The 21,674-nt window shown below is 68.6% G+C and carries 18 protein-coding genes; 11 read left to right on the forward strand and 7 right to left on the reverse strand.

Annotated features, from left to right (window positions below; all coding sequences use genetic code 11):
- Position 1 precedes the first annotated feature (1 nt).
- The 3 genes from E8A12_RS01565 to E8A12_RS01575 are packed head-to-tail and all read left to right on the forward strand — an operon-like array spanning position 2 to position 2,639.
- Positions 2-868, forward strand: a complete 867-nt coding sequence (locus E8A12_RS01565; protein WP_293365997.1) for an ABC transporter substrate-binding protein — start codon at positions 2-4, stop codon at positions 866-868.
- Positions 865-1,857, forward strand: coding sequence for an iron ABC transporter permease (locus tag E8A12_RS01570; protein ID WP_293365998.1), 993 nt, complete (start codon positions 865-867; stop codon positions 1,855-1,857). Before E8A12_RS01565 ends, E8A12_RS01570 begins: the two co-directional genes overlap by 4 nt.
- Complete coding sequence (locus E8A12_RS01575) at positions 1,854-2,639, forward strand: ABC transporter ATP-binding protein (protein WP_293365999.1); 786 nt, start codon at positions 1,854-1,856, stop codon at positions 2,637-2,639. The genes E8A12_RS01570 and E8A12_RS01575 overlap by 4 nt, the downstream gene beginning before the upstream one ends.
- Here E8A12_RS01575 and E8A12_RS01580 read toward each other — a convergent pair.
- From E8A12_RS01580 to E8A12_RS01590, 3 genes are all read right to left on the reverse strand, one after another.
- Positions 2,636-3,328 carry a superoxide dismutase gene (locus E8A12_RS01580; RefSeq protein ID WP_293366000.1) on the reverse strand — a complete coding sequence of 231 codons (693 nt, stop codon included), beginning with the start codon at positions 3,326-3,328 and terminating at the stop codon, positions 2,636-2,638. The two genes, E8A12_RS01575 and E8A12_RS01580, sit on opposite strands and share 4 nt — an antisense overlap.
- Before the next feature lie 78 nt (positions 3,329-3,406).
- Positions 3,407-3,835, reverse strand: coding sequence for a VOC family protein (locus tag E8A12_RS01585; RefSeq protein ID WP_293366001.1), 429 nt, complete (start codon positions 3,833-3,835; stop codon positions 3,407-3,409).
- Positions 3,836-3,903: 68 nt separating this feature from the next.
- A complete protein-coding gene (locus E8A12_RS01590) occupies positions 3,904-4,713 on the reverse strand; it encodes an N-formylglutamate amidohydrolase (RefSeq protein ID WP_293366002.1) in 810 nt (269 codons plus the stop codon).
- Here E8A12_RS01590 and E8A12_RS01595 point away from each other — a divergent pair.
- The 3 genes from E8A12_RS01595 (at position 4,707) to E8A12_RS01605 (ending at position 8,663) form a co-directional block, all read left to right on the forward strand.
- Positions 4,707-5,627: a transglutaminase family protein gene (locus tag E8A12_RS01595; RefSeq protein ID WP_293366003.1), complete on the forward strand. Its 921-nt coding sequence runs from the start codon at positions 4,707-4,709 to the stop codon at positions 5,625-5,627. The genes E8A12_RS01590 and E8A12_RS01595 overlap by 7 nt on opposite strands.
- Before the next feature lie 17 nt (positions 5,628-5,644).
- Positions 5,645-6,454 (forward strand): transglutaminase family protein, encoded by an 810-nt coding sequence (locus E8A12_RS01600; protein ID WP_293366004.1) that lies wholly within the window; start codon positions 5,645-5,647, stop codon positions 6,452-6,454.
- A gap of 169 nt (positions 6,455-6,623) precedes the next feature.
- A complete protein-coding gene (locus E8A12_RS01605) occupies positions 6,624-8,663 on the forward strand; it encodes a redoxin domain-containing protein (RefSeq protein WP_293366005.1) in 2,040 nt (679 codons plus the stop codon).
- A gap of 72 nt (positions 8,664-8,735) precedes the next feature.
- Here the strand turns inward: E8A12_RS01605 and E8A12_RS01610 are convergent, their stop codons facing one another.
- From E8A12_RS01610 to E8A12_RS01620, 3 genes are all read right to left on the reverse strand, one after another.
- Positions 8,736-10,028, reverse strand: a complete 1,293-nt coding sequence (locus E8A12_RS01610) for an MFS transporter (RefSeq protein WP_293366006.1) — start codon at positions 10,026-10,028, stop codon at positions 8,736-8,738.
- A 92-nt stretch (positions 10,029-10,120) separates the two neighbouring features.
- Positions 10,121-12,277, reverse strand: a complete 2,157-nt coding sequence (gene scpA / locus E8A12_RS01615; protein ID WP_293366007.1) for a methylmalonyl-CoA mutase — start codon at positions 12,275-12,277, stop codon at positions 10,121-10,123.
- A complete protein-coding gene (locus E8A12_RS01620) occupies positions 12,274-13,689 on the reverse strand; it encodes a methylmalonyl-CoA mutase family protein (protein ID WP_293366008.1) in 1,416 nt (471 codons plus the stop codon). Before E8A12_RS01620 ends, scpA begins: the two co-directional genes overlap by 4 nt.
- Positions 13,690-13,806: 117 nt before the next feature.
- On the opposite strand from E8A12_RS01620, the gene E8A12_RS01625 reads away from it, so the two are divergent.
- From E8A12_RS01625 to E8A12_RS01645, 5 genes are all read left to right on the forward strand, one after another.
- Positions 13,807-14,811 (forward strand): nitronate monooxygenase family protein, encoded by a 1,005-nt coding sequence (locus E8A12_RS01625; RefSeq protein ID WP_293366009.1) that lies wholly within the window; start codon positions 13,807-13,809, stop codon positions 14,809-14,811.
- Between the two features lie 307 nt (positions 14,812-15,118).
- A complete protein-coding gene (locus E8A12_RS01630; RefSeq protein ID WP_293366010.1) occupies positions 15,119-16,108 on the forward strand; it encodes a sulfate ABC transporter substrate-binding protein in 990 nt (329 codons plus the stop codon).
- A 47-nt stretch (positions 16,109-16,155) separates the two neighbouring features.
- Positions 16,156-16,974 (forward strand): sulfate ABC transporter permease subunit CysT, encoded by an 819-nt coding sequence (gene cysT / locus E8A12_RS01635; protein ID WP_363211356.1) that lies wholly within the window; start codon positions 16,156-16,158, stop codon positions 16,972-16,974.
- On the forward strand, positions 16,971-17,840 hold the full coding sequence (cysW, locus tag E8A12_RS01640) for a sulfate ABC transporter permease subunit CysW (RefSeq protein WP_293366012.1): 870 nt from the start codon (positions 16,971-16,973) through the stop codon (positions 17,838-17,840). Before cysT ends, cysW begins: the two co-directional genes overlap by 4 nt.
- A 25-nt stretch (positions 17,841-17,865) precedes the next feature.
- Positions 17,866-18,906 (forward strand): sulfate/molybdate ABC transporter ATP-binding protein, encoded by a 1,041-nt coding sequence (locus E8A12_RS01645; protein WP_293366030.1) that lies wholly within the window; start codon positions 17,866-17,868, stop codon positions 18,904-18,906.
- On the opposite strand, the gene E8A12_RS01650 is transcribed toward E8A12_RS01645, so the two are convergent.
- Positions 18,907-21,585, reverse strand: a complete 2,679-nt coding sequence (locus E8A12_RS01650; protein ID WP_293366013.1) for a M1 family metallopeptidase — start codon at positions 21,583-21,585, stop codon at positions 18,907-18,909.
- Between the last annotated feature and the right edge of the window lie 89 nt (positions 21,586-21,674).

Consider the following 21,674-nt stretch of genomic DNA (forward strand, 5'->3'; position numbering starts at 1 on the left):
CATGAAATCCGCGCTCCGCACCGCCTTGGTTGGACTGGCCGTCGCCCTGATCGGCGCGGCCGGGCCGGTCGCGTCGGCGGCGGAGCGCGGTGTCCCACAACGGATCATGTCGCTGAACGTCTGCACCGACCTGCTGCTGCTGGAACTGGCGCCCAAATCGCGCATCGCCTCGGTGAGCTTCCTGGCGCCGGAGGCGGCCCGGGCTCTGTTCCCAGGCGCCGCCGACGGCCTGCCGCTGAACCACCGGGCGGCCGAGGATATCGTCAATGTGAAGCCCGACCTGATCCTCGACAGCGGCCTGGCCAGTCCGATGATCAAGCGGATCGCCCGGCGGATGGGCGTTCCGGTGGTCGAGGTGAAGAACGCCGACAGCTTCGCCGACATCCGCGACATCGTCCGCCAGGTGGGCGCCGCCGTGGGCAAGGCGCCGCGGGCGGAGGACCTGATCGCCAGGATGGATGCGACACTGGCCGAGCTGGCCGCGCATCCACCGCCCCGGCGGCTGCGTGTCGTGGCCTGGAGCGGCGGCTCGGCGGTCCCGGGCAAGGGCAGCTTGACCAACGCCATCATCACCGCCGCCGGCGCCGTGAACATCGCGGCCCAGCCAGGCGTTGCGGAATCGAGCTTCGGGGTCGAGGAACTGCTAGCCGCCGCGCCTGACGCGCTGCTCTATGGCGGGGCCACGCTGGGCCAGCCGTCGCTGCTGAACGACGAGGGCCAGCACCGGGCGGTGCGCGAGCTCTATGCGGGCCGCCGGATCGCCTACAACGACATCACCCATACCTGTGGCGTGCCGCAGTCTGCGGACTCTGCGCGCGACCTGCGCCGGGCTCTCGCAGCCTTGCCGGCAGGCGGAGGCGCGCGATGAAGGCCTTGCCGGGCTTCCTCCTGCCCAGCCTGACGACGGTGGTGCTGCTGGCTGCGGCGATAGCCTCACTGTTCCTGGGCCGGGTGAACATCAGTCCCGCCGAACTCTGGGCCGGGATCGTCTCGCCGCACGCCAGCCTGGCGGGCGTCGTGGTCACCGAGCTTCGGCTCCCGCGCACGGTGCTGGCGATCGTCGTCGGGGCGGCCCTGGGCCTGTCAGGGGCGGTGCTGCAGGGTCTGCTGCGCAACCCGCTGGCGGAGCCCGGCCTGCTCGGGGTCACCAACGGCGCGGCGCTGGGGGCGGTGATCGCCATCTACTTCGGTCTGGCGAACGTCTTCGCGCTCGCCACGCCTTTGCTCGGATTGGTGGGAGCGATGGGCGCGGGTGCTCTCACCTTCGCCTTCGGGCGCACGAGTTCGCTGACTTTGATCCTGGCCGGAGCGGCGGTGTCGAGCCTCATGGCGGCGTTCCTGGCCATGGCGCTGAATTTCGCGCCCAGTCCCTACGCGGCCTATGAGATGAGCATCTGGATGCTGGGCTCCTTCTCCGAGAAGAGCTGGGACCACGTCCTGTTGGCCGGTCCCTTCATCCTCGCGGGGATGGCGATCCTGTCGACCATGGGCCGGGCCATCGACGCCCTGACCCTGGGCGAGGTCCAGGCTCAGAGCCTGGGAATTCGCGTCGACCGCACTCGGGTGCTGATCCTGCTGGGCGTCGGCCTGGCGGTGGGGGCGGCGACCTCGGTGGTGGGCTCGGTGGGGTTCATCGGCCTGGTGGCGCCGCACCTGGTGCGGCCTTTCGTCGGACATCAGCCGAGCCGCACGATGTTGCCCTCTGTTCTGCTCGGCGCGGCCCTGCTGCTGCTGGCGGATATCGGCACGCGGGTGATCCACACCAACACCGAACTGCGGCTCGGCGTGATCACCAGCCTGATCGGCGCCCCATTCTTCTTCTGGCTGCTGCTTCGCCTGCAGAAACTCGCGCCATGACAAGACTTTGTGCGACGAACCTCAAGGTGGTCCGCAGCGGCCGGGCGATCGTCGACAACGTGTGCTGCGACGTGGAGAGCGGCGCTTTCGTGGCTGTGGTCGGGGCGAACGGCGCGGGCAAGTCGACGCTGCTGTCAGTCCTGGCCGGCCTGTTGGCGCCCGACGAAGGGATGGTGACCCTCGACGGGACCTTGCTGCCGCGCCTGGACCGGCGCGATCTCGCCCGGCGCCGCGCCTACCTGCCGCAGAACCCGCGTGCGGAATGGCCGATCGCCGTGGAGCGGCTGGTGGCGCTGGGGCTCACACCGCAGCTCCCGGCCTTTGGCGGCCTGCCCGGCGGATGGGAGCCCCGGCTCACCGAGGCGCTGGAGGCCTGTGATCTCGCCGACCACCGCCAGCAGCCGGCGACAACCCTCTCGGGAGGGGAGTTGTCGCGCGCCATGCTGGCCCGCGCCCTGATCGGCGACCCGCAGGCGCTGATCGCCGATGAGCCGATCTCCGGCCTCGACCCCCGGCATGCGCTCGACGCCATGCAGCGCCTCAAGGGCCTGGCCGGCCAGGGCAAGCTGGTGATCGCCGCGCTGCACGACCTGACCCTGGCCCTGCGGTTCTCGACCCACGTGATGGCGTTGAAGGCCGGCCGGCTGGCGGCCTTCGGCCCGACGCCGGCGGTGCTGACCGCCGGCTTGCTGCGTGAAGTTTTCGAGGTCGAGGCGCGCATCGCCGGACAGGGGCCAGCTGCCTACGTCGACTACCTCGGGCCCCTGGTCGCCAACCGCTAGGCTGGCGGTCGGGGCGCCTCGCCGGGAACTTCGCGGCGGTCCGAGCCATCGTCATTGGCGCCCGGGCTCGGATAGCGGAAGCCGTCGCCCTGGCCGTCCGACGCTGCGAGCTGCTTTTCGGCGAAGGCGTAGTTGGCGACCTTGTCCAGCCAAGCTTTCAGGAAGGCTTTCCGGTCGTTCTTGTAGTCCAGATAGTAGGCGTGCTCCCAAAGATCGCAGACCAACAGCGGGAAGAGTCCGTCCTTGATCAGGGTGTCGTCGGCGTCGTGGGTGGAGATCACCTTGAGGCCTTCAGAACCGGCCGCCAGCCATACCCAGCCCGAGCCGAAGTGGTCGAACCCTTCCTCGACAAAGGCGTCCTTGAAGCCGTCGATGGAGCCGAAGGCCTTTTCGATGCCGGCCTTCAGCGCGCCGGAGGGCGCGGCTGACTTTGGCGTCATGCAGACCCAGAAGAAGGCGTGGTTCCAGGCCTGAGCGGCGTTGTGGAAGAGCTTCTTGTCGCTCGACTTCGAGGCTTCACGCACGACCTCTTCCAGCGGACGGCCATCGAGGCCGGCCTTGCCCGCCAGCTCGTTGGTCTTCTCGACGTAGGTCTTGTGGTGCTTGTCGTGATGGGTGTGCATCGTGTCGGCCGACAGCGTCGGCTCGAGCGCGGAATAGTCATAGGGCAGCTTGGGCAGCGTGAACATGGCGGGGACCCTCGGGTTAATCTCCTCCAACGGACGGGCCGGCGGCCCTGTTCCTCGCCGAGCGCGGATCGGCGGGACCTAACGCTTCACCATGGAGATCAGCTCCAGCTCGTGTCCCTCCGGGTCGAGGACAAAGCCTACGCGCATGTCGCCGGTGTCCCAGGGCTCGCGATGCGGCGTCGCACCCTCGCTGACCGCATGGGCGTAGGCGGCGTCGACGTCGCGGACGTAGAGGCCAAGCGGGCCATGGGCTGTGCCGACGCTGATCTCGCGGCCATCCTTGTTCCAGTAGAGGATGAGGCTGAAGCCTGTCTCCTCGCCGGCGCGGCGCATGACTAGCTCCATGATCTCCGGCAAGTCGATGGTTTGGGCGACGACGAGGCCGAACGCGCGCTCGTAGAAGCTGCGCATCGCCCTGAGGTCGCGCACGACAAACTTCGCGAAGCCGAAGCGGACCGAAGGCGCCGTGGTCGTCTGGGGCGCCGGCGCTGTGGCGGTGTCGCTCATCTGAAGTCTCCTCCGTTGGGGCCCTGGGGCCGCAGTTCCATCATCCTGCGCGCGATGGTCCCGTCCGGCTAGGCTCCGCCGATGTCTGCGAGCGCCGCGGGCAGGAGGCGCGCCACGATGGCGGCCACCTCGGCCTGTCCGGCAGGGTTTTCTAGCAGGTCCTGGCGCACCTCCAGCTCCAGGTAGTCGAGGCCGCGGCCGCCCGCATGCAGCGGGACGGTGAAATCGACCTCGTCCATCCGGTAGGGCTGGTTGTCGCCGACCAGCGCCTCGCCCAGTTCGCCGCGCAGTCGGGCCAGCACGGCGAGGGAATAGCGGCTGTCGCCGGCGTGCAGGACCCCGAACCGCCAGGGCCGCTCGAATCCGTTCATCCGCGGCGTGAAGGAGTGCAGCGAGATCAGTGTGGTCGTCAGGCCGCGCTGGGCGCGCCGTTCGAGCTCGGCGGCGATGGCGGCGTGGTAGGGCCGCGCGATCGCCGCGACGCGGGCCTCGCGGGCGGCGGCCGATAGGGCCCGGTTGCCGGGGATCTCGGCGCCGTCGCTGACCTCGGGAATGGCGTCGGCTCGCGCCGGGTCGCGATTGCAGTCGATCACAAGGCGCGAGAACCGCTGGCGGATGAAGGGCGCGTCCAGGGCCTCGGAGAGCCGGCCGCCGAGGCCCGCGACGCCGATGTCCCAGGCGATGTGGCGGTCGAGTTCAGCCGGCGGCAGGCCGAGATCGCCGAGGGCGCGCGGAATGTCGCGCCCCGCATGGTCGCCCAGGAGCAGGAAAGGCGAGTCGACGCCTGCATTTAGCGCAATGCTTACCCTGCGTTCATCGGGCGCAAGCAGTGCTGTAGACCCGTTAACGGAATCGCCCGCACCGTTCACCAATGCCATTGGTCTCCATCCGCCACCTGACGGCCTACCGCTACCGCAATCCGGTGGCGCTCGGCGAGCATCGCATGATGCTGCGGCCGATGGAGAGCTATGACCAGCGGCTGGTCTCGGCGGAACTCACGGTCTGGCCGCAGCCGACGGTGCTGCGCAACGTCCATGACGTATTCGGCAACTGCGTGTCGATCGCCCGCTTCACCGGCCGCTCCGAGCGCCTCTCCGTCGAGAGCCGCATGACGCTCGAGCATACCCCGCAGCCGGCCTTCGATTTCGAGGGCGAGAGCTACGCCCAGACACTGCCCTTCGCCTACAGTCCCGAAGACCTGCCGGACCTGGCGCGGTCGATCGAGCGGCGCCACGCCGACCCGACCGGCGAGCTGGAGGCCTGGGCGCGGCGGTTCATTCGCCGTGCGGGGCCAACCAGCCTGCGCACCCTGCTCACCGACATGACCCATGCGATCCACAGCGAGTTCGCCTATGGCGCCCGGCTGACCGGCGCGCCCCAGGCGCCGCTGGAAACGCTCGCGCTGGGCGCCGGCAGCTGCCGCGACTTCGCCATGCTGATGATCGAGGCGGTGCGCAGCCTGGGCCTCGCGGCGCGATTCGTGTCTGGCTACGTCTATTCGGCGTCCGCCAAGGCCGGGCGCGCCGGCGGCGGCCACACTCACGCCTGGGTCCGCGTCTTCCTGCCCTCCTGCGGCTGGGTGGAGTTCGATCCGACCAACGGCATCGTCGGCAACGCCGACCTGGTGCGCGTGGCCATCGCCCGCGATCCGCGCCAGGCGGTGCCGCTGCATGGAACCTGGGCTGGCCTGCCCGCCGACTACCTGGGAATGGACGTTGAAGTGGAGGTTTCGGTGCAAGCCGACGCCGAAACGCAACCGGCGCCGCTCAGGCGTGTTGCGCAGGGACGCTAACCAGCCCAAGGAACCCCATGCGAATCCGAGCCGGCTACGAGATCACCTATGAGTGTCCGCAGCCGACGCCGATGCTGCTGCTGCTGAACGTTCATTCCTCACGCTATCAGGACCTGGAAACCCCGGACTTCATCCGGACCGATCCGCATGTCCCGGTGACGCAGTATCATGACGCGTTCGGCAACCTCTGCAGCCGCCTCGTGGTCCCCGCCGGCCGCACGGTTCTCAGCGCCGATTTCGTGATCCGGGATACCGGATTGCCGGACCAGACCGCGCCCGAGGCCATGCAGCACCCGGTGCAGGAGCTGCCGAACGAGGTGATCGTGTTCCTGTTGGCCAGCCGCTATTGCGAGACCGAACACCTGTCGGACCTGGCTTGGCGGCTGTTCGGCGATATCGCGCCCGGCTGGGCGCGGCTGCAGGCCATCCTCGACTACGCCCACAGCCGGATCAGGTTCGGCTATGAGCACGCCCGCCCGACCAAGACCGCGTTCGAGGCGCATGAGGAGGGTTATGGGGTCTGTCGCGACTATGCGCACCTGGCCATCACGCTCTGCCGCTGCATGAACATCCCGGCGCGGTACTGCACGGGCTATCTGGGCGACATCCAGTGGCCGTCGAATGGGGAGATGGACTTCAGCGCCTGGACGGAAGTCTTCCTGGGCGGCCGCTGGCATACCGTGGACGCGCGCCACAACACCCCGCGGGTGGGCCGCATCCTGATGGCCCGCGGCCGCGACGCCACGGACGCCGCGATCACCACCAGCTTCGGACCGAACACGCTCGCGGGGTTCAAGGTGATCGCCGATGAATTGCCGTCGTCGTGAGGCCTTGCATCCAAAGCCGATAGCCGCGGCGACTAGGCTGCAGACACGGGGCCGCATACAAGCGCGGCAATATTCGTGTAACCTGGTTGGCGGATATACGGCATGCGCCGCGTGGACCCGCCACGGAGGCGCATTCGGCATTGGCCGAAGATTTTTGGGGAACGACACGATGAACCGCGCGAAATTCGGCATCCTAGGCCTGCTGGCCGGCACGGCGGCCCTGGTGGGATGCTCAAGCGACCAGTCCTCGAGCGCGCTGGCGCACGGGTCCGGCGTGGCGGCCACGGCGCCGATGGCGACCAAGGTCGACAACTTCATGCTGGTGGACGCCAACATGGAGGCCCACGAGCTCTATCGCCTGGCCGACGCCAAGGCGATCGTCATCGTCAGCCAATCGAACGGCGATGCGATGATGCGCGGAGAGGCCCCGGCGCTGAAGAGCCTGAAGGCCGCCTACGCCGCCAAGGGCGTCGAGTTCATGATGATCAATTCCAACCTGAAGGACACCCGCGAGGCGATCCTGGCCGAGGCCGACAAGGCCGGCTACGACACCCCGATCCTGATGGACAGCTACCAGCTGGTCGGCGAGAGCCTGGGCGTCACCCGCTCGGCGGAAGTCATCGTCGTCGATCCGAAGAGCTGGAAGGTGGTCTACCACGGCACCATGCCCGGGTCGTCCAAGGCGCTCGACGCCCTGGTCGCCGGCCAGCAGGTCGCCATGGCCGCCGCCGCACCCGGCGCCGGCGCGCCGATCGCCTTCCCGGAACGCGGCGAGGTGAAGGTCTCCTACGCCAAGGACGTGGCGCCGATCCTGGAAGCCAAGTGCGTGGCCTGCCACGAAGAGGGCGGCATCGGCCCCTTCGCCATGACCAACTACGCCATGGTCAAGGGCTTCGCCCCGATGATCCGCGAGGTGATCCGCACCGACCGGATGCCGCCCTATCACGCTGATCCGCACATCGGGAAATTCTCCGACGACAAGCGGCTGACGGCCGATGAGACCAAGACCCTGGTCCACTGGATCGAGGCGGGCGCGCCGCGCGGCGATGGCGCCGATCCGCTGGGCGCAGTGAAGCACGTGGCCCAGGAGTGGCCGCTGGGCAAGCCGGACCTGATCATCGACGTGCCGGCCTTCAAGATCCCCGCCTCTGGCGTGGTCGACTACCAGCGCCCGGCCGTGGCGGGCACGCTCACCGAAGGCAAGTGGGTTCGCGCCTCGACCGTGAAGCCGGGCTCGCGCCAGGGCGTGCACCACCTCTTGACCGGCTGGATGGAAACGATGCCGGCCGACGGAAAGTCGTCGGAAACCAAGTGGTCCGCCTCCCTCGGCGCGGGCTATGCGGTGGGCGCGGAGTCCTCGATGGAGCCAGCCAACGCCGGGGTCTATCTGCCGCCGGGCGGCGCCATCGGCTTCCAGATGCACTACACCCCCTATGGCAAGGAAGTGGTCGATAAGAGCCAAGTCGCGCTCTACTTCTACGACAAGCCGCCCGAGCTGATCATGCACAACGTGGTCATCATGGACCCGACCATCGAGATCCCGGCGGGCGAGGCGCGGCACAAGGAAGTGGCCTATGTGCAGTTCCCGCACGACGCGCTGCTCTATTCGGCCTTCCCGCACGCCCACTACCGCGCCTATTCGGCGGACCTGTGGATCCAGTACCCCGACGGCAAGATGAAGGAATTGCTGGCCCTGCCGCGCTACGACTTCAACTGGCAGCGCAGCTACACCTTCGCCGAGCCGATCAAGGTGCCGGCGGGCTCGAAGCTGATCTCGCACTACGTCTATGACAACTCGGCGCGGAACCCCTCGAACCCCGACCCGAAGATCAACGTCTCGTGGGGCGAGCAGTCCTTCCAGGAGATGCTGTTCACCTCTGTCAACTACCGCTGGGTGAACGAGACGGCGGAGCATCGGGTCGACTACGAGGAAGAGCTCGCCAAGACCCGCCTGCTCGGCATGATGGACGACAACCTGGACGGTAAGCTGGAGAAGGCCGAGCTGAAGGGGTCCATCGGCCGGCAGCTGCTGAAGTACTTCGATGTTCTGGACAAGAACCACGACGGCTATCTGGACGCCAGCGAGCTGGCCGCCGCGCAGGGCATGATGGGCGGGCGCCGTTCAGGCGGGGCCGCGCCGACGGCCAAGCCGTCGGAAGCCGCCACGGCGGCCTCCGCCTTCAACAGCGACAGCCCGACCAGCCGGTAACGGGCAAAGGCTCAAGTCAGCAGAGACGGCAAACGCCGGGGTTCGCGCCCCGGCGTTTTTCGTCTGGGGAGCTTACACCGCCTGGCTGCGCGCCCGGACGTGACGCAAACCCATCACGATCCCCGCGCCGGCCAGGAAGGCGAGGGGGAGGGTGGAGAGCCCGGCGTGATAGCCCCCGGTGGCGTCCTTCGCCAGGCCCCAGAGCCAGGGAAAGAGGAAGGATCCGACCTGGCCGGCGCCGTTGATCGCGGCCACGGTCACAGCCACGGCGCGCGGGTGGACGATCTCGCCCGGCGCCAGCCAGAAGGCCCCGCTCACCGCGAAGTAGGACGCCATCAGGGTCAGATAGGCCGCCATGACGGCCACCGGACCCGGCGACCAGGCGATGACCCCAAAGGCCGCCGCGACCATCACCAGCGGGATGGCCAGATGCAGATAGCGCTCGCCGCGCCGGTCCGAGCTCCAGCCGATGAAGGCCATGCCGATGGCGCCGACCAGACCGCCGGCCGCCACCAGGTAGCCCACATGGGCCGCGTCGAGGCCCGTGCCCGCTTTGAGAACGGTCGGGGCGGAGAGGGCGAAGGCGTAGTAGGGGCCCAGGTAGAGGAAGTTGACCAGGGTGATAGCCAGCACCTTGGGTCGGAACAGCGCCCTGAACTGGCTGTGCTCCGGCGCGCTGATCGCCTCGTCGTCCGCCCGCAGCCGCGTCTCCAGCCAGGTCTTTTCCGCGGGCGACAACCAGGCGGCGTTGGCCGGCCGGTCGGGCAGCCAGCGCAGGAAGACGAAGGCGAGGATCACCGCCGGCGTGCCTTCGGCGATCAGCAGCCATTGCCAGCCGCGCAGGGCCAGGCGCCCATCCAGGCCCAGCAGGCTGCCCGCCACCGCGCCCATGACGACCGAGGCCAGGGGCGCGGCGACATAGAACCGGGAGATGGCCCGGCCGCGGTGGGTCTGCGGGAACCAGAGGCCGAGGTAATAGATCACGCCCGGGAAGAAGCCCGCTTCGGCCGCGCCCAGTAGGAAGCGCACGGCGTAGAACTGCAGGGGCGTACGGACCAGCGCCATGCTCATGGCGACGACGCCCCAGGTGATCATGATCCGGGCCAGCCAGCGACGGGCCCCGACGCGGGCGAGCGCCAGGTTGGAGGGGACTTCCAGGATCGCGTAGCTGATGAAGAACAGCCCGCCTCCGAAGCCGTAGACCGAGGCGGTGAAGCCCAGCTGCGCGTTCATCTGCGGCGCGGCGAAGCTGATGTTCACCCGGTCCATGTAGGAGGCCAGGTAGCCCAGCATGATCAGCGGCAGCAGCCGCCAGGCGACCTTGCTCAGGGTCGAGCGCTCGAGCTCAGCGTCCGATGCGATCAAGGTTCAGCTCCCGGTTCGCAGCCAGGAGGGCACAGCCGGCGCGCGCGGTCGAGGTCGACCAGAAATGTTCAGGCGTGGATGGCGCGCAGCGCCTATTCCGCAGCCTGTTCCTGGGCGTAGCCGAGCTGTTCGTTGAGGCGCTCGATCACCGAGATGGCGGCGTCGGGGACGGTGACGCCGGGGGTGAAGATGGCGGCGACGCCCATGTCGCGGAGCGCCGCGAAGTCTTCCGGCGGGATCACGCCGCCGACCACCACCATGATGTCCGCACGGCCGAGCTTTGCGAGCTCGCCTTTCAGCTCCGGCACGAGGGTCAGGTGACCTGCGGCCAGTGAGCTCGCGCCCACCGCGTGGACGCCGTCGGCGACGGCCTGGGCGGCGGTCTCGGCGGGCGTCTGGAAGAGGTCGCCGATCTCCACGTCGAAGCCGAGGTCGGCGAAGCCGGAGGCGATCACCTTCTGGCCGCGGTCGTGGCCGTCCTGGCCCATCTTGGCGACCAGGATTCGCGGTTTCCTGCCGTCGGCCTGGGTGAAGGCCGCGGCCATTTCCTGGGCGCGGCGGGCGCTGGTGGTGACGCCGCTCTCGCGCAGATAGACGTCCTTGACCGCGTCGGCGTGGGCCTTGTGGCGGTTGAAGACCTTCTCCAGGGCGTCGGAGATCTCGCCCAGGGTGGCGCGGGCGCGTGCGGCGTCGACGGAGAGCTCCAGCAGGTTGCCGCCGCCCGCCGCGCCAGTGGTGAGCGCGGTGAGCGCGCGTTTCACGGCGGCCGGGTCGCGCTCGGCCTTCAGCCGCGTCAGCTTGGCGAGCTGTTGCTCTCGCACGGCGGTGTTGTCGACCTTCAGGACCGGGATCTCGTCGGGCGTGTCGGGGCGGTAGCGGTTGACCCCGACCACGCTCTGGATGCCGGCGTCGATGCGCGCTTGCGTGCGGGCGCTGGCCTCCTCGATACGGCGTTTGGGCAGGCCATTCTCGATGGCCTTGGCCATGCCGCCCAGCGCCTCGACCTCGGCGATGTGGGTTAGCGCGCGCGCGGCCAGGTCGGCGGTCAGGCGTTCGATGTAATAGCTGCCGCCCCAGGGGTCGATCACCCGGGTCTGGCCGCTCTCGGCCTGCAGGAAGAGCTGGGTGTTGCGGCTGATGCGGGCGGAGAAATCCGTCGGCAAAGCCAGGGCTTCGTCGAGCGAGTTGGTGTGCAGGCTCTGGGTCTGGCCGCCGACCGCGGCCATGGCCTCGACGGTGGTGCGGGCGACGTTGTTGAAGACGTCGTGGGCGGCCAGCGACCAGCCGGAGGTCTGGGTGTGGGCGCGCAGGGACAGGCTGCGCGCGTCCTTCGGATCGAACTCGTCCTTCACCAGCCTGGCCCAGAGCAGGCGCGCGGCGCGCTGCTTGGCGATCTCCATGAAGGTGTTCATGCCGGCGTTCCAGAAGAACGACAGGCGCGGCGCGAACTGGTCCACCGTCATGCCGGCGGCGACGCCCGCGCGGATATATTCGATGCCGTCGGCCAGGGTATAGGCGAGCTCCAGGTCGAGCGTCGCGCCGGCTTCCTGCATGTGGTAGCCGCTGATCGAGATCGAGTTGAAGCGCGGCATCTCCTTGGAGGTGTAGGCGAAGATATCCGAGACGATCCGCATCGAGGGGCCGGGCGGATAGATGTAGGTGTTCCGGGTCAGGAACTCCTTGAGGATGTCGTTCTGGATGGTGCCGGAGAGCGCCTTGTGCGGCACGCCCTGTTCCTCGCCGGCCACGATGTAGAGCGCCAGGATCGGCAGCACCGCGCCGTTCATGGTCATCGAGACGCTCATCTTGTCGAGCGGGATGCCGTCGAACAGGGTGCGCATGTCGAGAATGGAATCGATGGCCACGCCGGCCATGCCGACGTCGCCCTTCACCCGCGGGTGGTCGCTGTCGTAGCCGCGGTGGGTGGCCAGGTCGAAGGCGATGGAGAGACCCATCTGTCCGGCGGCCAGGTTGCGGCGATAGAAGGCGTTGGAGTCCTCGGCCGTGGAGAAGCCCGCGTACTGGCGGATGGTCCACGGGTTGGTCAGGTACATGGTCGGGTAAGGGCCGCGCAGGAACGGCGCGAGGCCCGGATAGCCGCCCAGGGTGTCGAGGCCGGCGGTGTCGGCGGGGCCATAGGCGGGCCGCACCGCAATGCCTTCGGGCGTCCGCCAGGGATCGCCGGTCTGCAGCCCTTGAAGGGGCGGAGCGCCGAAGGGCAAGGCTGCAAAATCGGGGAAGCGGGTCATTCGAACGCCTCCGAAAGCCGTATGGGCGGGAGCGGCGGGCAGACGCTGTCGGGACCCGGCAACCGGGACGACGGCGCGTCGGCCGGCCGGGCGGCGGCGATCTCGACCTCCACCGGCGTCTCCTTTGCCGGGGGGAAGGCGGTGACGCCGATGATCTTGGGCTCCGGCCGGGCGGCCTTGGCGGACTCGACGGCGGCGGCGATCTGGCCGGAGGTCAGTGCCGGGACGATCCCGCCGGCGGCCTCGATGGCCTGGAAATCCGTCCAGGCGGCGCGCGCGATCTCATCGGTCAGCGCCTCGATGTAGCCGGAGCCGGCGGCGGGGTCGGCGACGCGACCGATGTGGGCCTCTTCCATCAGCACCAGCTGGGAATTGCGGCTCTGGCGGCGGGCGAACTCGGTGGGCAGGCCCAGCGCGTCGGTGAAGTTGCCCAGGATCACGCTGTCGGCGCCGCCGACCGCCGCACCGAAGCCCGCGGCGGTGAGCCGGATCATGTTGGTCCAGGCGTCCTGGGCCGTCAGCATACGGCGGGAAGACCGAGCCTCGATACGCGCCGTCGAGTCGGCCCCGCAAGCCAGGGCGATCTGCGCCCAGACCGCGCGCGCGGCGCGCAGCTTGGCGATGGTCACGAAGTAGTCGGCGTCGGCGCTCAGGCCCAGGGTGATCCGCCCGAAGGCGTCGGCCATGGGCATGCCGGCCCGGACCAGGGCCTTGGCGTAGGCGACCGCGGCGGCGGCGGCGAAGGCGACCTCGCCGGCTTCGCCGCCGCCCGCCTCATGCACGGTGCGGCCGGATGCCAGGAAGAGTTGCGCCAGCGGATAGGTTTGGGCCAGGCGCGCGGCGGTGTTGGCGGCCGCGATCAGGTGGGCCTCGATCGGCCCAGGACTGGCGCCGGTCTCGGCGAAAGCGCTCAGAGGATCGAGGTGAAAGCGGACCAGGGCTGTCGGCGAGGCCTTGGCGGCGGCGCTCAGCCAGTCCGCGGCTACAGGCCCCAGGAAGCCGGCGTCGAGGGCCACGGGCGCGAACTCCAGGATCACGCCGTCGAGGGCGCGGGCCAGGGCGTCTTCGGAACCGATCGCCAGGCCCGCATTGCCGGTCGCATCGATGCGAATGACCGCAGCCGCGGCGCCGCCGCGCAGATCGGCGAGGAGCTCGCAGTTGGCGCGGACCGGATCGGGATGGGCGGTGAGGGTGGCCAGCTCCCAGGCGCGGTCGGCGCAGACCGCGCGCGCCGGCGCGGCCGACGCCGGCGCCGGCGTGTAGAGCGGTTCGATCGCCAGGCCCTCGACCGTGGTCTTTTCGAGCGAACTGAAGGGCGCCTCTCCCAGGGTCTTGTCGACCAAGGCGCGCCAATCGGCGTCGGTGACGGGCGGGAAGTCGCCGGCGAGGGCTAGGGGAGCGGCGTCGGCCATGGCGGGAATTGGTCCTGCCCGGCCCCCGGCGTCAAGATCGCGCTGGGGCGGTTGGCGCTTGGAACGGGCTCTGCTAGTATAGATATACGGTGTAAATATATGACGTGAGAGAGATCCATGGCCCTGCCTTCCGTCCTGCGCGACCGCCTTCGGCTTCCGGTGATCGGCAGCCCGCTGTTCATCATCTCCAACCCGGACCTGGTGATCGCCCAGTGCAAGGCCGGCATCGTCGGCTCGTTCCCGGCGCTGAACGCGCGACCGGTCTCGCTGCTGGACGAGTGGCTGCATCGGATCACCGAAGAGCTGGCGGCCTGGGACCGCGACCATCCGGAGGCGCCGTCTGCCCCCTTCGCGGTCAACCATATCGTCCACAAGTCCAACGACCGGCTGGAACAGGATGTCGAGCTCTCCACCAAGTGGAAGGCGCCGATCGTCATCACCTCGCTGGGCGCCCAGACGCCGGTGAACGACGCGGTGCATTCCTACGGCGGCGTCGTGCTGCACGACGTGATCAACGACCGCTTCGCCAGAAAAGCTATCGAGAAAGGCGCCGATGGCCTGATCCCGGTCGCGGCGGGCGCCGGCGGCCACGCGGGGCATTTGTCGCCCTTCGCCCTGATCCAGGGCCTGCGCGAATGGTTCGACGGGCCGATCGCGCTTTCGGGCGCGATCGCCCACGGCCGCTCGATCCTGGGCGCCCAGGCGATGGGCGCGGACCTGGCCTATGTGGGCTCGGCCTTCATCGCCACCCAGGAGGCCAACGCCAACCCCGCCTACCAGCAGATGATCGTCGAGAGCAGCGGCGAGGACATCACCTACACCAACCTCTTCACGGGCGTTCACGGCAACTACCTGACGCCGTCGATCCTGGCGGCGGGCCTGGACCCGGCCAACCTGCCGGTGTCGGACGCCTCGGCGATGAATTTCGGCTCCGGCGGCAACCAGAAGGCCAAGGCCTGGCGCGACATCTGGGGTTGCGGCCAGGGCATCGGCTCAGTGAAGTCGATCCCGACCGCCGCCGAACTGGTGGAGCGCCTGGCCGGCGAATACGAGGAGGCCAAGGCGGCGCTTGCGGAAAAGACCTCGTTCACTGGGGGCCGGGTGCTGATGGCGGCGGAGTAGGTCTCCGCGCCTTTGTGAGCATCAGATTTTCTGTGGCCTGGGTCAGCTTAATCCCACTCGTGAAGTAGGAATAGGCCGACTAGCTTGATCCCCGCTTTGGGCGAGGGATCGAGCATGCGCGCGGCTGCGCCACGGGATTGTGAAGTGCGCAAACCGCAGATTGCGCCGTTCGCTATGAAACGTCGCTTCAGCTCGCGGGTTATCGGGCGAGGTGAAACCCGGCTGTCAGCGTTCCGGCAAGCGTCCCTGAGCCCCCATTCCTTGAGGACTTGAGACCATGACGAGGCCGCCTCTTTCCCGAAGAGCCATGATGGCGGGCGCCGCGGCGACGGCGCCGTTCCTGGCGGGACGGGCGTTCGCGGACGACAAGCCCATCACTTTGCTGAACGTCAGCTACGATCCCACGCGGGAGCTCTACAAGGAAATCAATGCCGCCTTCGCCAGCTACTGGAAGGGCAAGACCGGCCAGGTGCTGGACATCAAGCAAAGCCATGGGGGCTCCGGCAAGCAGGCCCGTGCGGTGATCGACGGCCTGCAGGCCGACGTGGTGACCCTGGCGCTCGCGGGCGACATCGACGAGATCGCCCAACGAGCCAAGCTCTTGCCGCCCAACTGGCAGTCGCGGCTGCCGAACAATTCGACCCCCTACACCTCGACGATCATCTTCCTGGTGCGCAAGGGCAATCCGAAGGGGATCCGCGACTGGGCCGACCTGGTGAAGCCGGGTGTCGGCGTGATCGTGTCCAACCCAAAGATCTCGGGCGGCGCGCGCTGGGCCTATCTGGCGGCCTACGCCTACGGCCAGAAGCAGGGCGGGGCGGCCGGCGCCAAGGACTACATCACCCGCCTCTACAAGAACGTGCCGGTGCTGGGCGCCGGGGCGCGGGACGCCACCACCACCTTCGCCCAGCGCAACATCGGCGACGTGCTCCTGTCCTGGGAGAACGAGGCGTTCCTGACCATCGACGAGTTCGGGCCGAACTACGACATCGTCTATCCGTCGAGCTCGATCCTGGCCGAGCCGCCGGTCGCCCTGCTGGACAAGAACGTCGACCGCCACAACACCCGCGTGGTCGCCACGGGCTACCTGAACTTCCTCTACAGCCCCCTGGCCCAGGACATCATTGGCAAGCATCACTACCGGCCGCGCGATCCGAAGGCGGTGGCCAAATACGCAGCCTCATTCAAGCAGATCCCGCTCGCCACCATCGACCAGGCGTTCGGCGGCTGGAAGAAGGCCTCGGCCACCCACTTCGCCGATGGCGGCCTGTTCGACCAGATCTACAAGCCCGCGTGACCGCCCACGCGATCCCCGCCGCGCCGGTTAAGGCGCGCAGGCCATGGGTGGTCCATTCCGTGCTGCCGGGGTTCGGGCTGTCGCTTGGGATCACGCTCGCCTATCTGGGGGCGATCGTCGTGCTGCCGCTGGTGGCGCTGGCGATCCGGCCCTGGGAGCTGGGACTGAACGGGGTGGTCCACGCTCTGGCCGCGCCGCGCGTGGCGGCGGCCTTGCGCCTGAGCTTCGGGCTTTCCGCCCTGGCTGCGCTGCTGAACGCGCCGCTGGGCGTGCTGCTGGCCTGGACGCTCACCCGCTATGAGTTCCCCGGCCGGCGCATCCTGGACGCCCTGGTCGACCTGCCCTTCGCCCTGCCGACCGCGGTCGCGGGCATCGCGCTCACCGCCATCTATGCGCCCACGGGGCCGCTGGGGTCGCTGGCGGCGAAGGTTGGGATCAAGACCGCCTATTCGCCCCTCGGCATCTTCATCGCCCTCGTGTTCATCGGCCTGCCTTTCGTGGTCCGCTCGCTGCAGCCGGTGTTGCAGGACCTGGACAAGGAAGTGGAGGAGGCGGCCACGACACTGGGCGCCAACGCCCTGCAGCGCGCGGTCCGCGTGATCCTGCCGGCGCTCGGCCCCTCGCTGGTCTCCGGCGTCAGCCTGGCCTTCGCCCGAGCGGTCGGCGAGTACGGCTCGGTGGTGTTCATCGCCGGGAATTTGCCCGGCAAGACGGAAATTGCTCCGCTGCTGATCGTCATCAAGCTGGAGCAGTATGACTACGCCGGCGCTGCGGCCGTGGGCCTGGCGATGGTGGCGATCTCCTTCGGGTCGCTGGTGGCGATCAACGGGCTGCAGCTGTTCCTGGCGCGGCGGGGCAAGGCATGACCCTCGCAAATCCAGTTGTGGGCGCGCGTCCGGTCTCCAGCGTGCGCCTGCCGGGACTGGCGATCCTGCTGGTGCTGGCGTCGGCCGTGGTCATGGCTGTGCTGGTCCTGTTGCCGCTGTTCGTGGTGTTCCACGACGCCTTCGCCAAGGGGATCGGCAAGTATCTGGCCTCGATCCGCGATCCGGACGCTATCTCGGCCATCCAGCTGACCCTGCTGGTGGCCGCAATCGCCGTGCCGCTGAACGCCGCCTTCGGGATCGCGGCGGCGTGGTGCATCGCCAAGTTCGAGTTCCGCGGAAAGGCGGCCCTGCTGACACTGATCGACCTGCCGTTCTCCATGTCGCCAGTGGTCTCGGGCCTGGTCTGGGTGCTGCTGTTCGGGGCGCAGGGCTGGTTCGGGACCTGGCTGATCGACCATGACATCAAGATCATCTTCGCCACCACGGGCCTGGTGCTGGCGACCATCCTGGTGACCTTCCCCTTCGTCGCCCGCGAGCTGATCCCGCTGATGCAGGACCAGGGCTCGGACGAGGAGGCCGCGGCCCTGACGCTCGGCGCCGGCGGCTTCACCACCTTCTGGCGGATCACGCTGCCGAACATCCGCTGGGCGCTGCTCTATGGCGTGCTGCTGTGCAATGCGCGGGCGATGGGCGAGTTCGGCGCCGTCTCCGTCGTCTCCGGCCACATTCGAGGCCTCACCACCACGCTCCCGCTTCACGTCGAGGTGCTCTACAATGACTATGACTTCGTCGGCGCCTTCGCGGCGGCCAGCCTCCTGGCCTCCCTCGGGCTCATCACCCTGGTCCTCAAGACCGGACTCGAATGGCGACATGCCGGAGAACTCGCTGCCAACCGCCGACACTGATGCCCAAAAACGTGGGAAGTCGCCCCTGTCGCTGGAGATCAGCGGCATATCGAAATCGTTCGGCCGTTTCCCGGCGCTGAATGACGTGTCGCTGCACGCCAGGGACAAGGAATTCCTGGCGCTGCTCGGCCCCTCGGGGTCGGGCAAGACGACGCTGCTACGGGTGCTGGCGGGGCTCGAGCGACCCGACGCCGGCGAAGTGCGCTTCGCGGGCGAGGATTTCCTGAGCCTCCCCGTGCGCAGCCGCAAGGTGGGCATGGTCTTTCAGCACTACGCGCTCTTCCGCCACATGACCGTCGCCCAGAACATCGCCTTCGGCCTGACCGTGCGCCCGCGCCGCGAGCGGCCGTCCAAGTCGGAGACGGCGGACCGGGTGGCCGATCTCTTGAAGCTGGTGCAGCTCGAGGACCTGGGCGCGCGCTTTCCGGCGCAGCTGTCCGGCGGCCAGCGGCAGCGGGTGGCGCTGGCGCGGGCCCTGGCCATCGAGCCGAAGATGCTGCTGCTCGACGAACCGTTCGGAGCGCTGGACGCCCAGGTGCGCCGCGAGCTTCGCCGCTGGCTGCGCGAGCTGCATGACCGCGCGGGCGTGACGACCGTGTTCGTGACCCACGACCAGGAGGAGGCGCTGGACCTGGCCGACCGGGTGGCGATCCTCAAGGACGGGCGGCTGATCCAGCTTGGCACGCCCAACGAGGTCTATGAGAAGCCTGCCGACCCCTTCGTCTACGACTTCCTGGGCGCGGCCTGCCGCCTGCCGGGTGTGATCGAAGGCGGCCGCCTGACCGTCGCCGACTGGGAGAGCAAGGCGCCGGCCGATGCGCCGCAGGGCCGCGTGGACGTGTTCTTCCGCCCCGACGAAGTGATGTTCGCACCCCTGGATGGTGCAGGTCTGGCGGGCGAGGTGAAGGCTGTCGTCCAGCGGGGCCCCGACGCGCGGATCGAGTGCCTGATCGAGGGCCGCCTGTTCGAGCTGGAGGCGCGCGGGCCCGGCGTCCCGAGCGGAGTTGCGCCGGGTTTGTCCCTGCGGATCAAGCCGCTCAGGCCGAAGATCTACGCGGCTGCCTGATCAGCCCGGATGGGCCGCCAGCCAGCGGTCCACCTCGGGCAGGCGGTTCTTGATGATGTCCTGCCGGTAGGTGATCGTCGCAATGGTCCGGGTGATCGACGGCCGCGCCGAGGCGGGTACGGTTTCGGCGAAAGCGTTCAGCTTGGAGACGATGTCCGGGCTGAGCGATCCGCTCGCGAGGCCGGCGAAGAAGTTGGTGCGGCTGGTGGGCTCGACCATGGCGTCGACCTGCGCGCGGTGGGCGATGGCGAAGTCGTAGGCCTTGTCGGGGAAGACGCCTGAAACGCCGCTGATCAGGTTCGGCGCGTCGGTGGGCGGCGGCTCCTTGGTGAGCGACAGCTCCAGCGCCTTTTCGGCCAGCGCCGGGTCGTGGCTGGCGCCAAGGTAGCTGTAGAGCCGGCTCCGGTCGGTGCTCTCGGTAGATTTCTGGGCGAGCGTGTGCAGCTGGTCCCAGGTTGCCGCGTCGGCGTGGGAGGCGACGATCCGCAGCACCGTCAGGCGCGCCGCGCCGCGCAGGCTGTCGGGGTTGGCGAGCAGGCCAGAAAACCGCCGTTGCGCCTCGACGATCACCGCCGGATCGTCGAACTTCCCCAGGGTCGAGAGCAGCGTGCGGCGGACCAGCGCTGTGTTGTCGGACTCGCCGGGCTTTGCGTCCCAGCCGAGCCGCGCGAAGGCGGGCGCCAAACGGGCGCGGGCGAAGGCGCGGAAGGCGGCCTGCGCAGGCAGGCCCTTGTAGTTGTCGTCCACCGCGTCGAGCTGATTGATCAACGCCTGCAGCACGACCGGCTCCTGGGCGTCCTGCGCCTGCCTGGCGACCACCAGGAAGTCGGTGAGCGGCGCATAGCCGGCCTCGCCGAGCGCGCGGCTGTCGTAGACGAGGCCCAACTGGTCCTCCGCCGCCAGCGTCGGGAAGGCCGCGACGATGCGGGTCTCCAGCTGCGGCGAATAGCGGCTGCGGAAATAGCCGATCTGACCGGCGTTCACGAGGGGAGTGGCCGCCGCCGGCGCGGCCTTGATGGCCGAGGATGTCGCGCTGACCACCGTGCGCCAGGGTTGGCCAAGGCCGCCGACGGTCACCGGCGCGCGCCAGCTGCGCGGCGTCTTGGAGACTGCGTCGACGCCAAACCGGCTTTGGCTGAGCCGCACCCCATCGGCGCCACGGTCGATGGTGATCAGCGGCACGCCGGCCTGCAGGGTGAAGTCGTGGGCGATGGCGGTGATCTTCTTGGGCGAGACCTTGTCGATCTCGGTCCAGAGGTCATCGGTGACCGTGTTCGCATAGGCGTGGCGGGCGATGTAGTTGCGGACGCCCGCGCGGAAGACGTCGGGGCCGACATAGTCTTCCAGCATGTGGATGACCGAGTGGCCCTTTTCATAGGTGATGCTGTCGAAGGCGTTGGCGGCGGCGAAGACGTCGTGGATCGGAGTGATCACCGGGTGCGAGCCATTGCGCGCATCGGTGCGCATGGCGCCCTGTTCGCCGGCCTTGGTCTGCAGCCAGATCTTCCACTCCGGGTGGAAGTGGTCGGTGGTCTTGTTCTCCATCCAGGAGGCGAAGCCCTCGTTCAGCCAGAGGTCGTCCCACCAGGCCATGGTCACCAGGTCGCCGAACCACTGGTGGGCCATCTCGTGGGCGATATCGACGTAGACGTTCTGCCTGTCGGCCTCGGTGGATAGCTTCGGATCGATCAAGAGCGCGTAGTCGAAGTAGTAGATCGCGCCCCAGTTCTCCATGGCCGCGAAGAACTGGCTCTGGCCGGGGCCGGCGATGAAATCGAGCTTGGGCAGCGGGTAGGGCGTGCCGAAATAGTCGTTGTAGAACGGCAGGATCTCGGCGGCGGCGTCGAGGGCGAACTGGGCCTGGGCGGCCTTGCCCTTGCGCACGATCACGCCGACATCGGTCTTGCCGACCTGCTTGTGGATGCGTTCGAAGTCGCCCAGCGCGAAGAACAGCAAGTAGGAGCTCATCTTCGGCGTGTCGGCGAAGCGGGTGACGCTGAGGCCGCCAGCCAATGGCTTGGAGTCGATCTCGGGCATGTTCGAGACCGCCATCTGCGCCGCCGGAGCCACGACCGAGAGCGCATAGACCGCCTTTACGCCCGGCTCGTCCCAAGAAGGGATGAAGCGCCGGGCGTCGGAGTTTTCGAACTGGGTGAAGAGGGCGCGCTGCTTCTTCCCGGCCTCGCCGGTGTAGTCGAGGGCGAAGAGGCCCGACGCCTGCTCATAGATCACCCCGGTGTAATCGAGCGCCAAGGTGTAGCGACCGGGAGCCAGCGGATGGTCAAAAATGAAGGTCGCAGTCTGCTGTTCCTTGTCCAGGCTCGTTCTTGGTGTCCGGGCGTGCATCGGCTGCGAGGCGACCGAACCCGCGGCGGCGGGGCTTGGAAGATCAAACAGGGTCACCTTCTTGAATGCGATGTCGGCGGCGTTGAGCTGGATGCGGTCGGTTGGTGATCTGACCGTCAGCGCCACGGTTTCATGGCCGGAGAACTGCAGGTTCGCAGCGTCGGGCGTGATCCTGATGTCGAAGCGCGTAGGCGCCACGTCCTTCGGGAGGGCGACATGCGGCGCGAAGGCCTTCGGCTTGGCGGCGGTCGCAGGCCTCGCGTGGGTCGGCGCAGCCCAGGCCGGGGCGCTGGCGGCCATCAGCGCGGCGGCGAGAGCGAGGATGAATTTCATGAGCTACGTCCTCGATGAGGGCGAAAATTTGCGCCGACCTTAGGCAGGGCGGGACGCTTCGCCTAGGCGCTTTTGCAACCGGCTTTGCA

This window comes from Phenylobacterium sp., from assembly GCF_004799395.1.
Classification (GTDB): Bacteria; Pseudomonadota; Alphaproteobacteria; order Caulobacterales; family Caulobacteraceae; genus Phenylobacterium.